13 protein-coding genes and 1 tRNA gene are annotated in these 14014 nt (G+C 60.8%); 6 read left to right on the top strand and 8 right to left on the bottom strand.

Translation table 11 applies throughout. From position 1 onward, the window contains the following. The first annotated feature begins 30 nt into the window (after nucleotides 1-30). The 4 genes from dnaG to SKZ59_RS03015 all read left to right on the top strand — a co-directional run bounded on the left by dnaG (nucleotide 31) and on the right by SKZ59_RS03015 (nucleotide 5156). Nucleotides 31-1827 (top strand): DNA primase, encoded by a 1797-nt coding sequence (gene dnaG, locus SKZ59_RS03000; protein WP_034746977.1) that lies wholly within the window; start codon nucleotides 31-33, stop codon nucleotides 1825-1827. A 464-nt stretch (nucleotides 1828-2291) separates the two neighbouring features. Continuing rightward, the gene (gene rpoD, locus SKZ59_RS03005) at nucleotides 2292-4532 is read left to right on the top strand and encodes an RNA polymerase sigma factor RpoD (RefSeq protein ID WP_034746980.1); all 2241 of its coding nucleotides are present in this window, start codon (nucleotides 2292-2294) and stop codon (nucleotides 4530-4532) included. 108 nt (nucleotides 4533-4640) lie between these two features. After that, nucleotides 4641-4719, top strand: a tRNA-Ile gene (locus SKZ59_RS03010). A 101-nt stretch (nucleotides 4720-4820) separates the two neighbouring features. Continuing rightward, nucleotides 4821-5156 (top strand): FKBP-type peptidyl-prolyl cis-trans isomerase, encoded by a 336-nt coding sequence (locus SKZ59_RS03015; protein WP_099401492.1) that lies wholly within the window; start codon nucleotides 4821-4823, stop codon nucleotides 5154-5156. 16 nt (nucleotides 5157-5172) lie between these two features. Here SKZ59_RS03015 and SKZ59_RS03020 read toward each other — a convergent pair whose 3' ends face one another. The 6 genes from SKZ59_RS03020 to SKZ59_RS03045 all read right to left on the bottom strand — a co-directional run bounded on the left by SKZ59_RS03020 (nucleotide 5173) and on the right by SKZ59_RS03045 (nucleotide 9283). After that, a complete protein-coding gene (locus SKZ59_RS03020; RefSeq protein ID WP_319990782.1) occupies nucleotides 5173-5649 on the bottom strand; it encodes a DUF2726 domain-containing protein in 477 nt (158 codons plus the stop codon). Nucleotides 5650-5746: 97 nt separating this feature from the next. Then, nucleotides 5747-6460 carry a YjjG family noncanonical pyrimidine nucleotidase gene (locus tag SKZ59_RS03025; protein WP_319990783.1) on the bottom strand — a complete coding sequence of 238 codons (714 nt, stop codon included), beginning with the start codon at nucleotides 6458-6460 and terminating at the stop codon, nucleotides 5747-5749. 158 nt (nucleotides 6461-6618) lie between these two features. Further along, complete coding sequence (locus SKZ59_RS03030) at nucleotides 6619-7011, bottom strand: STY0301 family protein (RefSeq protein ID WP_139143258.1); 393 nt, start codon at nucleotides 7009-7011, stop codon at nucleotides 6619-6621. Nucleotides 7012-7274: 263 nt separating this feature from the next. Beyond that, on the bottom strand, nucleotides 7275-7766 hold the full coding sequence (locus tag SKZ59_RS03035) for a DUF4265 domain-containing protein (RefSeq protein ID WP_034746999.1): 492 nt from the start codon (nucleotides 7764-7766) through the stop codon (nucleotides 7275-7277). Nucleotides 7767-7886: 120 nt separating this feature from the next. Next, nucleotides 7887-8492, bottom strand: coding sequence for a glutathione S-transferase (locus SKZ59_RS03040; RefSeq protein ID WP_319990784.1), 606 nt, complete (start codon nucleotides 8490-8492; stop codon nucleotides 7887-7889). 71 nt (nucleotides 8493-8563) lie between these two features. Beyond that, the gene (locus SKZ59_RS03045; RefSeq protein WP_034747863.1) at nucleotides 8564-9283 is read right to left on the bottom strand and encodes a Crp/Fnr family transcriptional regulator; all 720 of its coding nucleotides are present in this window, start codon (nucleotides 9281-9283) and stop codon (nucleotides 8564-8566) included. A 481-nt stretch (nucleotides 9284-9764) separates the two neighbouring features. Here SKZ59_RS03045 and SKZ59_RS03050 point away from each other — a divergent pair, with 481 nt between their 5' ends. Further along, nucleotides 9765-11456, top strand: coding sequence for a methyl-accepting chemotaxis protein (locus SKZ59_RS03050; protein WP_070301298.1), 1692 nt, complete (start codon nucleotides 9765-9767; stop codon nucleotides 11454-11456). Between the two features lie 10 nt (nucleotides 11457-11466). On the opposite strand, the gene SKZ59_RS03055 is transcribed toward SKZ59_RS03050, so the two are convergent. Next, nucleotides 11467-11685 (bottom strand): oxidoreductase-like domain-containing protein, encoded by a 219-nt coding sequence (locus tag SKZ59_RS03055; RefSeq protein ID WP_083292492.1) that lies wholly within the window; start codon nucleotides 11683-11685, stop codon nucleotides 11467-11469. Nucleotides 11686-12059: 374 nt separating this feature from the next. On the opposite strand from SKZ59_RS03055, the gene SKZ59_RS03060 reads away from it, so the two are divergent. Beyond that, on the top strand, nucleotides 12060-13610 hold the full coding sequence (locus SKZ59_RS03060) for a DEAD/DEAH box helicase (protein ID WP_319990785.1): 1551 nt from the start codon (nucleotides 12060-12062) through the stop codon (nucleotides 13608-13610). Nucleotides 13611-13670: 60 nt separating this feature from the next. On the opposite strand, the gene SKZ59_RS03065 is transcribed toward SKZ59_RS03060, so the two are convergent. Then, a complete protein-coding gene (locus tag SKZ59_RS03065; RefSeq protein WP_200872991.1) occupies nucleotides 13671-13979 on the bottom strand; it encodes a hypothetical protein in 309 nt (102 codons plus the stop codon). Nucleotides 13980-14014 lie beyond the last annotated feature (35 nt).

Here is a 14014-nt window from a genome sequence, read left to right on the forward strand (position 1 = left end):
TCTGACCTATAACAAGACCCGCCCTAGCCAGTGATACCTCAATCCTTCATTTCCGATTTGCTCAACCGCGTCGATATCGTCGATGTCGTGGGGCGCTATGTGCAACTGAAAAAAGGTGGCGCCAATTTCATGGGCTTGTGCCCGTTCCACAGTGAAAAATCGCCCAGCTTTACCGTCAGCCCCACCAAGCAGTTCTATCATTGCTTCGGCTGTGGCGCGCATGGCACCTCGATCGGCTTCCTGATCGAGTACTCGGGCATGGGCTTTGTCGACGCCGTCAAGGACCTGGCGCAGAACGTGGGCATGGTCGTGCCAGAAGCGGATGACAAGATTCCGCCGGCCCAGCGCGCGCAGATCCAGGCGCAAAGCCTGGCCCTGTCCGACGCCATGACGCAGGCGTGCGATTACTACCGCGGGCAATTGCGCCACGCGCCCGAAGCCATCGCCTACCTGAAGAACCGGGGCTTGACGGGCGAAGTGGCCGCTCGCTTCGGCATGGGTTTCGCGCCCGGCGGCTGGGACAATCTGCGCTCCGTCTTCCCCGAATACGACGTGGTAGCCCTGGCCGAGGCCGGCCTCGTGATCGACAAGGTCGATGAAGAGGGCAATAACCGCAAGCGCTATGACCGTTTCCGCGAACGTATCATGTTCCCGATCCGCAATACCAAGGGGCAAGTGATCGCCTTTGGCGGCCGCGTGCTCGACCATGGCGAACCGAAATACCTGAACTCGCCGGAAACCCCCTTGTTTTCCAAGGGTTTCGAACTATATGGGTTGTTCGAAGCGCGCCAAGCCATCCGCGACGCCGGCTACGTGCTGGTGACGGAAGGCTATATGGACGTAGTGGCGCTGGCGCAGATGGGTTTCCCGCAGGCAGTGGCGACCCTGGGCACGGCGTGCACGCCGACCCACGTGCAAAAACTGCTGCGCCAGACCGATAACGTGATTTTCAGCTTCGATGGCGACAAGGCCGGCCGCCGCGCCGCCCGCCGCGCGCTGGAAGCGAGCCTGGCCCACGTGTCGGACAATAAAACGATCAAATTCCTGTTCCTGCCCTCGGAACACGATCCGGACAGTTATATCCGCGAATTCGGCGCCGAAGGGTTTGAGCAGCAAGTGCATGAAGCCATGCCGCTGTCGCAATTTTTACTGAAAGAAGTGTCGGGCGAGCATGACCTGTCGGAACCGGAAGGGCGCGCCCGCGTGCAGTTCGATGCCAAGCCGCTGCTGCAGCTGATGGCACCATCGTCGCTGCGCCTGCAGATCGTGCGCGGCCTGGCACAGCTGACGCAGTCCACGCCGGCCGAGATCGAAGCCCTGTTCGAGCTGGCCAAGCCTGTTGCCGTAGCGCACCGGGCGCCGCCGAAATCGGGCCGCCCCGTGCCTGTCGGGCTGGAATTGAAGATCATGCGCATGCTGGTGGCGCATCCGCCGCTGACGATGCGCATCGACGAAGCCGCCCTGGCCGCCTTCCAGCACCTGGGGCCGGACGCGGCGCACAGCCTGGGGCAGCTGGTGGCCGTGGGCCAGGCCTTGGGCGAGCACGGCAGTTTTGCCGCGCTGGCGCAGCAGTTGAAGGAACTGGGCAGCGAGTACGACGAGATCATCGGCGAGATCGCGGCCGGCACGGAATCCGATTACGACAGCGAATTGTCGTGGCTGGTGAGCACCATCCGCGAGATCAAATTGAATGCCTTGAAGGCGGAATTGCAGCAATTGTTTGCCTCGGGTTTGCCATCGGAGAAAATTGGTGTACGCTACCGCGAAATCATGCAGGAGCAGGGGGCGCTGGAACGCGAGCGCGATGCCGAGTTGGTGAATCGCTAACCTTGCTCTGAGGGTATGGCGCGCACTGGAAAAACATTTTTCGCGTGCTATAATTAAATGCTAAGTATTGTGTGCTTTGGCAAGCTAGTTCTGTTTCGTAAATAGTATTTGTTTTCAGTAAGTTAGGCTCTTGATCGGCGCGGTGGATCGTGTCGGCAGCCAGGGCCAACAGGCGCTTTCGGCGTTGCGGGCAAGGCTCGCAGACGCTGGCAAGCCGCGCCAGGCTCTCGCTCCCAACGCGGTCGATGCAGGAATTTTTGCCGAGGCGGCTGGCAACAGCCGGTGGACAGGAATTGCTGCGCTTCCCGCGGATCGTGGCCGATGAGGTGTAAGTAACGTAACAGTGTCGAATTTGCGTAGTCGGCAGGTTCGAAGATGGTGGTTCCCGCAGGTAGACAGGGAACTGGCAGCAAACTTTATCCTAATCCACCGTAAAGCAAGTCGTTGTGTAATCGAAAGCGCCTGTGCCAATCAAGAAACCCGAATCCAAAGCGGCTGCAAAGCCCACTAAAGTTACCACGAAAGCCGAAAAGGCGCTCGACCGGCCAGAAGCGCGCGTCACCAGCGCGCCTGTGGTCAGCCAGACCACCGACGCCGCCACCCTGGCCGCGATCGATACGTCCGGTTATGTCTTGCCGTCGGTAAAAGTGCCAGGCCGCCGCGGCCGCAAGCCAAAAGAATTCCAACCAGAAAATGATGAAGTCGCCGCCCTGAATGCCGTCGAGCGGGCCGAACTGAAGGCCGTCGACAAGGCCAAGGCCAAGGACCGCAAGGCGAAAGAGCGCGCGCTGCTGAAAGATGCGTTCTCGTCCGATACGGAAGCGAGCGAGGAAGAACTTGAGCGCCGGCGCCAGAAACTCAAGACCCTGATCAAGTTCGGCAAGGAACGCGGTTTCCTGACCTACGCGGAAATCAACGATCACTTGCCCGAAAACATCGTCGACCCGGAAGCCATCGAAGGCATCATCGGTACCTTCAATGACATGGGCATCGCCGTCTACGAGCACGCGCCCGATGCGGAAACGTTGTTGCTGTCCGATAACGTTGCCGTCGTCACCAGCGACGACGAGGCGGAAGCAGCGGCCGAGGCCGCATTGTCGACCGTCGATTCCGACTTCGGCCGCACCACCGACCCCGTGCGCATGTACATGCGAGAGATGGGCTCGGTCGAGCTGCTGACGCGCGAAGGCGAGATCGAGATTGCCAAGCGCATCGAAGATGGCTTGAAAGACATGATCCAGGCTATTTCCGCCTGCCCCGTGACGATCGCCGAGATCATCGCCGCTGCCGACCGCATCGCCAACGAAGAGATCAAGATCGACGAAATCGTCGACGGCCTCGTCGATGAAAACGAACCGGTCGCCGCCGCCCCTGTCGTGGCCGCTCCCGTCGAAGAAGACGAGGAAGAAGGCGAAGCGGAAGAAGAGGAAGAAGAAGAGGAAGAAGAAGCGAGCGCTTCGGGCGCGGCCGGTTTCTCGGCCGAACAGCTGGAAACCCTGAAACGCACGGCGCTGGAAAAATTCGCCATCATTTCGCAGCAGTTCGACAAGATGCGCCGCGCCTTCGAAAAAGAAGGCTACAACTCGAAACCGTACGCCAAGGCACAGGAAGCTATTTCGCAAGAGTTGCTGGGCATCCGCTTCACGGCCAAGGTCGTGGAAAAGCTCTGCGACACCCTGCGCGGCCAGGTCGACGAAGTGCGCCATATCGAGAAGCAAATCCTCGACGTGGCCGTGAACCGCTGCGGCATGCCGCGCGCCCACTTCATCAAGGTCTTCCCCGGCAATGAAACCAACCTCGACTGGGTCGATGGCGAAGTCAACGCAGGACACGCGTACAGCGCCATCCTGGGCCGCAACATTCCGACCGTCAAGGAACTGCAGCAGCGCCTGATCGACCTGCAAGCGCGCGTTGTATTGCCGCTGCCGGATTTGCGCAACATCAACCGCCAGATGGCGGCCGGTGAAATGAAGGCGCGCAAGGCCAAGCGCGAAATGACGGAGGCCAACTTGCGCCTGGTCATTTCGATCGCCAAGAAATACACGAACCGCGGCCTGCAATTCCTCGACCTGATCCAGGAAGGCAATATCGGCCTGATGAAGGCCGTCGACAAGTTCGAGTACCGTCGAGGCTACAAGTTCTCCACGTATGCGACCTGGTGGATACGCCAGGCCATCACGCGCTCGATCGCCGACCAGGCGCGCACGATCCGTATTCCCGTGCACATGATCGAGACGATCAACAAGATGAACCGCATCTCCCGCCAGATCCTGCAAGAAACGGGCGCGGAACCCGATCCGGCCACCTTGGCGATCAAGATGGAAATGCCCGAGGACAAGATCCGCAAGATCATGAAAATCGCCAAGGAACCGATCTCGATGGAAACGCCGATCGGCGACGACGACGATTCCCACCTGGGCGACTTCATCGAGGACAACAACACCCTGGCGCCGGCGGACGCGGCCCTGCACGCGTCCATGCGCGGCGTCGTCAAGGACGTGCTCGACTCCCTGACGCCACGCGAAGCGAAAGTGCTGCGCATGCGCTTCGGCATCGAGATGTCCACCGACCACACGCTGGAAGAAGTGGGCAAGCAATTTGACGTGACGCGCGAGCGCATCCGCCAGATCGAAGCCAAGGCGCTGCGCAAGCTGCGCCACCCATCGCGCTCCGACAAGCTGAAAAGCTTCTTGGAAGGCAACTAGAAGCCAATAGGGCTTGACGTACGCCCCTGATACCCCTATCCTCGCGTGTCCGTTTCCAAAACGGCCGCGCGAGGCGGGCATCAACAGCGCCGCCACGCCGCAGTCCCAGGGCCTCTAGCTCATGCTTGGTTAGAGCAGCGGACTCATAATCCGTTGGTGCCGTGTTCGACTCACGGGAGGCCCACCAGAATTTAGCAAGAATAGAACAAGCCCCGGCGGGTGACTGCCGGGGCTTTTTTCATGCTGTCGTACAATCGTGGCATTGCGATAGACGAAGGATGGAGTGAGATGACGGCTGAAGTGAAGATTGACGATATCGTGGTCGGTGATGGCAAGGCGGCGGCGCGCGGTGCGCTGATCACGGCCCACTATCGGGGCTGGCTGGAGGATGGCACGGAGTTTGACTCGTCGCACAAGCGGGGCGAGCCTTTTCGCTGTGTGTTGAGCAATAACAAGGTGATTCAGGGCTGGATTTTGGGTTTGCAAGGCATGCAGGTCGGCGGCACGCGCAAGCTGTGGGTGCCGGCGGCGCTGGCGTATGGCGAGCGGCAGGTGGGGTTGATTCCGCCGCATTCCAATTTGATCTTCGAGATTGAATTGCTGGAAGTGCTGACGCGCGATTGATGCCTGGATGGTGTCATCAGGCAGATACGACGCCGGCCTTTTTCAGCAGCAGTTGCTCGATGTCGGCGCGCAGCGCCTGCTGGGTGGGAAGGTTTGCATAGCGCAAGGTCACATAGCCGGCTAGCCTGAGCATGGCGTCGCGCTCCTTGTCCTGGCGTTCTCGGCCTGCATGGCTGCGGTCATCGAGCTCGATCACGGCGATGACGTGCAGTTGCTGGCTGCACAGCACAAAATCGGCCACCTTGCGGTCGAAACGGTTTCTGTTTGCCCATCCTTTTGCCGTCACCAGCGCGGAAAACGCCACTTGGGCCAGCACCGTGCATTCCGGCAAGGCCGTCTGCAGCAGATGGTACATCTGTTGTTCGCGCGCCGTCATGACGGGCTTTCTTTGCAGCTTCAATGGCCTGCGGGACTTGGCCGCCTGACGCGTGGCCAGCATGGCAAAGAACAGGATCAAGGCCGCGATGGCGATCAGGACGGTGTGGGAAGGCATAAGCTGGCACCAATATGGACGAGTCCTGATGGTACGCGAGCAGCGGCGCGTTTTCGTGCCGCTGCCAGCGTATTTCAGGTGATGCGCTTGTTGGCGATCAAGCCTGTTTCAAGTTGACCGGCATCATGCCCAGCACCGGCACGATGTCATGCAGGCTGGCCACTTCATAAGTGGGGATGGCGGCCGAGGTATTGGCCATGCTGTCCGGGTTGAACCAGCAGCTGGCTATGCCGTAGCGGTTGGCGCCGAGGATGTCGGCGTCCAGGCGGTCGCCGATGATGATGGTCGCGTCCTTGCTGAATGCGCGCGCCATGTTGGCGGCATATTCGAAGAAGCGCACGTCCGGCTTGGCGTGGCCGCACGCTTCGGAGGTGGCGACGAAGGAGATGTAGTCGCTCAGGCCGGAGGCGGCGATGCGGCGGTTCTGGATGGACTCGACGCCGTTGGTGATGATGCCCACTTCGCCGATACGCGACAGCGTTTCGCACACTTCTCTGGCGCCATCGATGAGCACGACCGTGTCCGGCAGGGAGTCCAGATACAGACGGCTGGCCAGCTCCGGGTCGATGGCGATGCCGTTCAGTGCAAACGTCTTGCGGAAGCGTTCCACTTTCAGGAAATCCTTGCTCACGTCGCCCGTCTCAAAACGTCTCCACAGGTCGACGTTGATCGCCTGGTATTGGGAGAACAACGCGTCAATGCCGTCGCGCAAGCCCAGTTCGTGCATGGTGTGCAGGAACGAGCGTTTTTCGGAGGCCCGGAAGTCGAGCAGGGTATCGTCGAGGTCAAACAGGAATAGCTTGTATTTCATGGCGTGTCATTGAAAGGAACTTGTCTTGCATCGTAGCACGTAGCGATGAGTTCGGTTTGCCGTGCCCTGCGCTGGCGATCCACCACGACCGCTGCCAGACTTGTCACACGCACTCCGTTTTTTCCCATGAGCATGCATGAGAAATTCGGCCCAGCGTACTATTTGCACTGAAAACTTATTATTTTCGTTCGCTGTTGGATAGCTGAGGTGCACTGTTTGACTCCCGGCAAATCCAAGCGCAGGTAGCGTTCGGTACCGGCATACAGGCAGTCCACTTGAAACAGATAGTGGGGGGCATCGAAATTGATATTCCAGCGTTGATACAAGGTGCCGGCTCGTGTCCACTCCCTGTCTGGTGCCAGGATAGGCAAGGCGGCGCCGTTCGCTGGCGGCTGATTCGCCGGATAGGACAGCACGCGCACGCTGTCGAGCCTGGCGGCTGGCAGGTCCCAGGTCAATGGAGCTGCTTGCGGGCAAGAAAAAGGGGCTGCTGCAGTTGGCTGCATCGTCGTGACCGCGATAGCCAATGCCAGCAGTGCGAGCGGCTTCATTCGACCACCGAATAGATTTCGGGGCGATCAAAGCGACGAGGCACGGGCGCCAGTGAGGTGCCTGGCGAGGGTGACGCATTCGCCATTTCCTACGATCTCTTTTTGCTTTGCATAGTCGGCACGCGCAATGTAGGGCATAGCGTTTCTCTCTGTGGTTGACGGTAGAGAGAGCGTACGCAAGATGCGGGCCGGTATCTTGATGTGCGCCAGGGCAATACGACGCATTGACGTGTGTTATGGCCCCGCCTGGCGCACGGGCAACCTTACATATCCACCCACCAGTTGAGCAAGGTTTCATCATCGTCGTCATCGAGGTTGACGTAGATGTTGGCGAAGTACCACTCCACGCCCGTCGCTTCGCGGAAGGCGTCGAAGGGACCGTTGATGCTGTAGATGCCGTGGTGTCCCGGCACGCTGAAGGTGAGGTTGCCCTTGTACTGGCCGTCCATGGTGCCGCCGAGCTGGCTTTGCACGTCGCGTTCGAGCTGGTCCACTGCCTCTTGCGACACGTCGTCGGCATAGATCTGGATGCAGAAGTTGCCGCCGCGCTTGAGCACTTCGGCGGGGGCGAGCGGGTCGGCGATGCTGACGATGTCGCCGCGTGCCAGGTTCAGGGTCAGGCCGGGCGAGGCCAGCAGTTCGTAGACGTGCTCGTCGATCTGGCGTGCCGGCAGGGTCTCATACACGGGGCCGTCGGTGTTTTCGCCTGCCAGTACGCGGATGTGCGGCAAGCCTTCGCAATTGATGTCTTCCATTCATTCTTTCATGGTGCCGGCGCGCCGCGCTGTTGGGCGCGCCAGATAGGGGAATACCAATATTGTACCGGGTGCGTGCCTGCTGGGGCCGCACCTGCCGCAGGCAGTTCGCCCGGTGGTTCAGACTGGCGGCGTGGCCAGGAAGGCAGGCAGGGTTTCCGCCGAGCGCGTGTAGGCGTGGATGGCCGGGTAGTCGGCCGGTTTGACGATATCGGGCGTTTCCAGCTGGGCGAAGCTCCAGCCGACGGCGATGGTCACGCCCGCCTGGTCGATGGTGCCCGTCTCGCTAGGCAGGGGCAGGTGTGCGCATTCCTGTTCCAGCAGGTTCCACGCGGCGTGCAATTGCATGCTGACCCGTTCCAGCCACGGCGCGTGCTGCTTGTCGAGCGGACGCAGCTTGCGCTCATAGACGATTTGTACGGCTTTTTCATAGGCGGCCAGCGCCAAGCCTGTCAAGCGCAGCGCGCGCACGCTGTTGGCGAGGTCAGGGACGGAAGTGGCGGGGCGCAGCAGCGACAGATAGTGCAGGATCAAGGTGGAATCCATCAGCACTTGCCCGTCGTCCAGGACCAGGGTCGGTACCTTGATGACGGGGTTGATCTCGCGCACAGCATCCATGTTGCGGAACACGGACAGCGGCAAGTGCTCGTAGTTAATGCCCTGCAGTTGCAAACAGATGGCGACCCTGCGCACATAGGGCGAGTCGAGCATGCCGATCAGTTTCATGGCCAGTCTCCGGGGAAGTCAGCGGGAATGTCTACGATACCCGCTTGCCTGCCCGTTTGCCAACATGGTGCTTAATTGTGTGCGCTGATGCCGCTGCGGAATTGTTCGAAACCGGCGCGGGCGGCCTTGTAGCAATTGCCGGCGGCCGCTTCCAGGCCTTCGCGGTCGAGTACTTCGACCGTGCCGCGGCGGTATTGGATCAAGCCTTCGTCCTGCAGCTTGCGGGCCGTGACGGTGATGCTTTCGCGGCGCACGCCCAGCATGTTGGCCATGGTGTCTTGCGTTACCTTCAGTTCGTTCGACAGGGAACGGTCGAGGCGGTCCAGCAGCCAGCGGCACAGTTTTTGTTCGATGCTGCAATGGCGGCCGCCCACCACGTTCTGCGCCATTTGCGCAAACATGGCGCTGGTGTAGCGCATCAGCAATTGCGCCAGGGCGCCGCCTTCATTGAACACTTCGCGCAGGAAGGCCGTTTTCAGGCGGTAGCCGTAGCCGGCCGTTTGCACGATGGCGGTGCAGGTGGCGCGCTCGGCTTCGTACAGCACCACGCCGGCCACGCCTTCGCGGCCGACGACGGCGATCTCGGTGGTGGCGCCATCTTCCATCACATACAGCAGGGAAACGATGGCGTTGGTGGGGAAGTACGTGTATTCAATCTTGCCGCCGCAATCGAACAGGTGCTTGCCGGCAGGCAAAGCGACCAATTCCAGTTGGCAAAACAGGCGCTCCAGATCGGCGCGCGACAAGGCACGCAGCAATTCGTTCTGTTGCGCGCCCGTGATGCTGATCATGGGCGTGGCGGGTGCGGCTTGCCAGTTGTGCTGGGCGGCTGCGTGGGCATTCGTTGCTGGTGTCAGGTTGCTATAAGCTTTGTACATGGTAGGGCCTCGTCTTCTGATTTTGTTGGATGGCGCTGCTTTTATGGCTTGCTAGCGTTGTGCTGAATCTTGTATCCACTATAGAACCAGGGGGCGCCGGCGGGCATCGGATGAGCCGACGTGCTTATGTAGGCTAGGAACATTGCCTCGTGTCATCCGACTCCTACGCCTGCTGCTGCATTTTTCCTTGTGGAAACAAGCGTGCTGGGGAAAAAAATGCCGTGCTGCCCGCTATGCGCGAACTTTGGCCGCACGCCGCGATCAAACCACTCTGCGCTGCAGTACGACGGTGATAAAATGTTGCATTGCGGAAATTCGATTTGTGTGCCGGTATGAGCTTGCTCTCCATCTCTGCTCACTTTTGTCCCGTTCGTTTAATGAAGGAAAGCAACGCATGAAATGGTTTTTTGATTTGAAAATTGCCACCAAGCTGATCTTGTCGTTTGGCGCCGTGCTGCTGTTGACGGCGGCCTTGGGCGTGTCGGCGATCTTGTCCATGGCGCGCATCAATACCGCGTCGACCGACCTGTCCGACAACTGGATGCCCAGCGTGCTGACGGCCATGAATATGCGCAGCGATGTCAGCGATTTCCGCCGCTGGGAGCTGGCGCACATGCTGGCCGCGCAGGATGCCGACATGGTGCAGAACGAAACGCGCATGACGGAAACCCAGGCCAAGCTGAAGGCCGATGCCGACAAGTACCGCAGCCTGATTTCCGCAGCGGGCGAGAAGGAAGTGTTCGAGCGCTTCCTGGCGCTCAACGATGAATTCATGCGTCTGCATGCAACCATGCTGAGCCTGTCGCGCGAGATGAAAAAGGAAGAGGCGCGCGCGCTGGCTGTGGGGCCGTCGGCCAAGGTCATGACGGACATGATGGCGGCCCTCGATAAACTGGTGTCGATTAACACGGACGGCGGCGTGCGCTCGAGCGCCAGCGCCGATGCAACCTATGCGGCCTCGCGCGCCAGCCTGATCGGCTTGGTGGTAGGTATCGTCGTCATCGGCATGTTGCTGGCGCTGTGGGTGGCGCGCAGCGTGGCGCGTCCGCTGATCGAGGCCGTCGGCGTGGCGCGCCAGGTGGCCGCTGGCGATCTGACCGCACAGATCGTTGTGCAATCGCAAGACGAAACGGGGCAGTTGATGCAGGCCCTGAAAGACATGAATGCCAGCCTGCAAAAGCTGGTGGGCCAGGTACGCAGCGGCACCGATACCATCGCCACGGCGTCGAGCCAGATCGCGGCCGGCAACCAGGATCTGTCGTCGCGCACGGAAGAGCAGGCCAGTTCGCTGGAAGAAACAGCTTCGTCGATGGAAGAGCTGACGTCGACCGTGAAGCAGAATGCGGACAATGCGCGCCAGGCCAACACCATGGCGCAGACCTCGTCGAGCATCGCCATCGAGGGCGGCAAGGTCGTCGGCGAAGTGGTGGGCACGATGGCGTCGATCAACGAATCGTCGCGCAAGATTGTCGACATCATCGCCGTCATCGACGGCATTGCTTTCCAGACCAATATCCTGGCCCTGAATGCGGCCGTCGAGGCGGCGCGTGCGGGTGAGCAGGGGCGCGGCTTTGCCGTCGTGGCCACGGAAGTGCGCAACCTGGCGCAACGCTCGGCCGCGGCAGCCAAGGATATCAAGGTCCTGATCGGCGATTCGGTCGAGAAAGTCGAGGCGGGCTCGAAACTGGTGGACCAGGCGGGCCGCACGATGGATGACATCGTTGCCAGCATCACCCGCGTGACGGACATCATGAGCGAGATCACGGCCGCCAGCAGCGAGCAGAGCGCCGGTATTGAGCAAGTTAACCAGGCCATCGCCCAGATGGACCAGGTGACGCAGCAAAATGCGGCCCTGGTGGAAGAGGCGGCCGCGGCAGCCGAATCGATGCAGGAACAGGCTGCCAGCCTGAGCGCCGTCGTCAGCGTCTTCAAGCTTGACGTGGCCAGCGCCGCCGCGAACCGGCCGCGCGCACCCGTCACCGTCACCGTCAAGACGCCGGCAACCGTGACGCCGGCACCGGCGCCGCGTCAACTGGCCAGCACGGCGCGTTGCGCGGCACCAGTCGATGAGTGGGAAAGCTTTTAAGTGAATGAAGTCAAGCGCGCTTGCGCGGCTTCTTGACGCCTGGGGCCGCGGGCGCGGCAGCGGCTTGCTGGCGCTGTTGCCAGGCCCTCAGGGCCTCTTCGTAGGCGGCCAGGTCTTCCTGGTACATTTCCAGCACGCAAAAGGTGCAACCGCTATGGCAGCACTCGTCATTGCCCGGTTTGCTGGGTGGCTGCGGTTGCGGATCGTGGGCTAAGGGCGGGGTGGACATGGTGAGGGCAGGGGATGGAGCGGCAGGGATCGGAGCAGGCATTGGAACGGCATCATACGGCATTCCCGCAGGCCATTGCTGGAATGCTTTTTGCTCAAAAATCACGGTTTCCGTGTACAGTTGCGGTGAATTAGGGTATCGTTTACAGCACTGATATTGTATCTTCTGCGCGCGATGTTCCGCCGGCGCGATCTCCGCCGCCATCGCAGCACATCTCTTCGACGCTCCCGCATACGCCATCCAGCATGTCCCGGAGCACAGAGGTGCCGCAAGAACAATGATCCATGGCTTGCAAGACGGAGCTGCCTGTGCCCCGAAATGTTGTTTATTGAGAAAGCATGGCTTCCGCAGTGCGGAGGCACACCAGAAAATTTATGTCTGAAACCGAATCGACTCCTACGCCCAGCCCGGCGATTGCCCCTGAAGCGGCGCCCGTCGCCGCTGCGCCTGCACCAGCACCTGCCGCATCCGCTGCTCCCAGCCTGACCTTTGCCGACTTCGGCCTCGCGCCTGAAATCCAGCGCGCACTGACCGACCAGGGCTACACCCATCCGACACCGATCCAGGAACAAGCGATTCCCGTCGTGCTGCAAGGCCGCGATGTGATGGGTGCCGCGCAAACGGGCACCGGCAAGACAGCCGGTTTTTCCTTGCCGATCATCCAGTTGCTGATGGCGCATGCCAGCAGCAGCATGTCGCCGGCACGCCACCCGGTGCGTGCGCTGATCCTCACGCCGACGCGTGAACTGGCGGTGCAGGTGGCCGAAAACGTCAAGGCCTACGCCCAGCACACGCCGCTGCGTTCGACCGTCGTCTTCGGCGGCATGGACATGAAGCCGCAAACCGTCATCCTGCGCGGCGGCGTGGAAATCGTCATCGCCACGCCAGGCCGCCTGCTCGACCATATCGAGCAAAAGAACATCAGTCTGAGCCAGGTGCAGATGCTGGTCATGGATGAGGCGGACCGCATGCTGGACATGGGCTTTTTGCCGGACTTGCAACGCATCATCAACTTGCTTCCGAAACAACGCCAGAACCTGATGTTCTCGGCGACGTTCTCGCCAGAAATCAAGAAGCTGGCCGCGACCTTCCTCAACGATCCGCTGACGATCGAAGTGGCGCGCAGCAACCAGACGGCCGACAAGGTCACGCAAGTGGTCTACAAGGTGACGGAAGACCAGAAGCATGCCCTGGTAGCCCATCTGCTACGCCAGCGCGACCTGAAGCAGGTTATCGTCTTCTCGAACACCAAGATCGGTGCCTCGCGCCTGGCCCGCGTGCTGGAACAGGAAGGCATGAGCGCCACGGCGATTCACGGCGACAAGAGCCAGCAGGAACGCATGGCGGCGCTGGAATCGTTCAAGAAGGGCGAGATCGACGTGCTGGTGGCCACCGACGTGGCGGCGCGCGGCCTGGATATTTCGGACTTGCCTTGCGTCATCAACTTCGACTTGCCGTACAACGCGGAAGACTATGTGCACCGTATCGGCCGCACGGGCCGTGCCGGCGCCTCGGGCGATGCCATCTCGATCTACTCGGATAAAGACGAGCGCTTGCTGGCCGATATCGAGAAACTCATCAAGCAAAGCATCAAGCGCGGCGAATTGACGGGCTTCAATCCCGCTCCTGCCCGCAGCAGCGATAGCGAGCGCCGCCCACCGCGCCGCACCGAAGGTGGCGAGGCGCGTCCCGCACGCGCCCCGGAGAGCCGCCATGCCGGCGAGAGCCGCGACAGCCGCTCCGCCGAGCGCGGTGCGCGTCCCGCCTTTGGTCCCGGCGCCCGCCGCGAGAAGGCCGATCCCTGGTTCCTGAAGCCATATGAGCCCGCCAAAGCAGCCGCTCCCGCTGCCGCCAGCATGGCGCCTGCCGCGGCCAAGCCGAAGCAGAAGGTGGCGGCGTTGTTGGGTGGGTTGCTGAAGCAGTAAAAGGCAGATACCAATATTTCTGTCCTCGTCGCATGATGTAAAAAAGCCTGAAACTCAGTTTCAGGCTTTTTTTTGCGATTGGCCCATCCTGGAATAAGTTGACACTTTTTCGATGCAGAGAAGGAGTGTCCGATGAAACAAGGATTTCGGCGCAGTCAGCGAGATTACAGCCTGGCTTTTAAATTGAGCGTTGTCGAGCAGGTGGAAAAAGGCGAGCTGACGTACAAGCAGGCGCAAATGTGCACGCGGCACAAGACCGATCAGCGTTTTTTGACGGATGGGATCGCAAGCGGACGGCTCCATGGCATGGTTAAGCCCTGCAGTACAAGAGTGAGCGATCTTGTATGCAAGACGCCCGATGCGGTGCATCGGGCGTCGTTCCCGGAAGGAATGAAGCAGCCACG

The sequence above is a fragment of the Janthinobacterium sp. GMG2 genome (genome assembly GCF_033949445.1).
GTDB lineage: Bacteria > Pseudomonadota > Gammaproteobacteria > Burkholderiales > Burkholderiaceae_D > Janthinobacterium > Janthinobacterium aestuarii.

What these genes read in the sequence shown, in the direction of transcription:
- SKZ59_RS03055 (WP_083292492.1), bottom strand. Translation starts at nt 11,685, where the DNA reads ATGTCCACCCCGCCCTTAGCCCACGATCCGCAACCGCAGCCACCCAGC.
- SKZ59_RS03065 (WP_200872991.1), bottom strand. Translation starts at nt 13,979, where the DNA reads ATGCACCGCATCGGGCGTCTTGCATACAAGATCGCTCACTCTTGTACT.
- SKZ59_RS03035 (WP_034746999.1), bottom strand. Translation starts at nt 7,766, where the DNA reads ATGGAAGACATCAATTGCGAAGGCTTGCCGCACATCCGCGTACTGGCA.
- SKZ59_RS03045 (WP_034747863.1), bottom strand. Translation starts at nt 9,283, where the DNA reads ATGATCAGCATCACGGGCGCGCAACAGAACGAATTGCTGCGTGCCTTG.
- SKZ59_RS03020 (WP_319990782.1), bottom strand. Translation starts at nt 5,649, where the DNA reads ATGCCTTCCCACACCGTCCTGATCGCCATCGCGGCCTTGATCCTGTTC.
- SKZ59_RS03040 (WP_319990784.1), bottom strand. Translation starts at nt 8,492, where the DNA reads ATGAAACTGATCGGCATGCTCGACTCGCCCTATGTGCGCAGGGTCGCC.
- SKZ59_RS03015 (WP_099401492.1), top strand. Translation starts at nt 4,821, where the DNA reads ATGACGGCTGAAGTGAAGATTGACGATATCGTGGTCGGTGATGGCAAG.
- SKZ59_RS03030 (WP_139143258.1), bottom strand. Translation starts at nt 7,011, where the DNA reads ATGAAGCCGCTCGCACTGCTGGCATTGGCTATCGCGGTCACGACGATG.
- SKZ59_RS03025 (WP_319990783.1), bottom strand. Translation starts at nt 6,460, where the DNA reads ATGAAATACAAGCTATTCCTGTTTGACCTCGACGATACCCTGCTCGAC.
- SKZ59_RS03060 (WP_319990785.1), top strand. Translation starts at nt 12,060, where the DNA reads ATGTCTGAAACCGAATCGACTCCTACGCCCAGCCCGGCGATTGCCCCT.
- SKZ59_RS03050 (WP_070301298.1), top strand. Translation starts at nt 9,765, where the DNA reads ATGAAATGGTTTTTTGATTTGAAAATTGCCACCAAGCTGATCTTGTCG.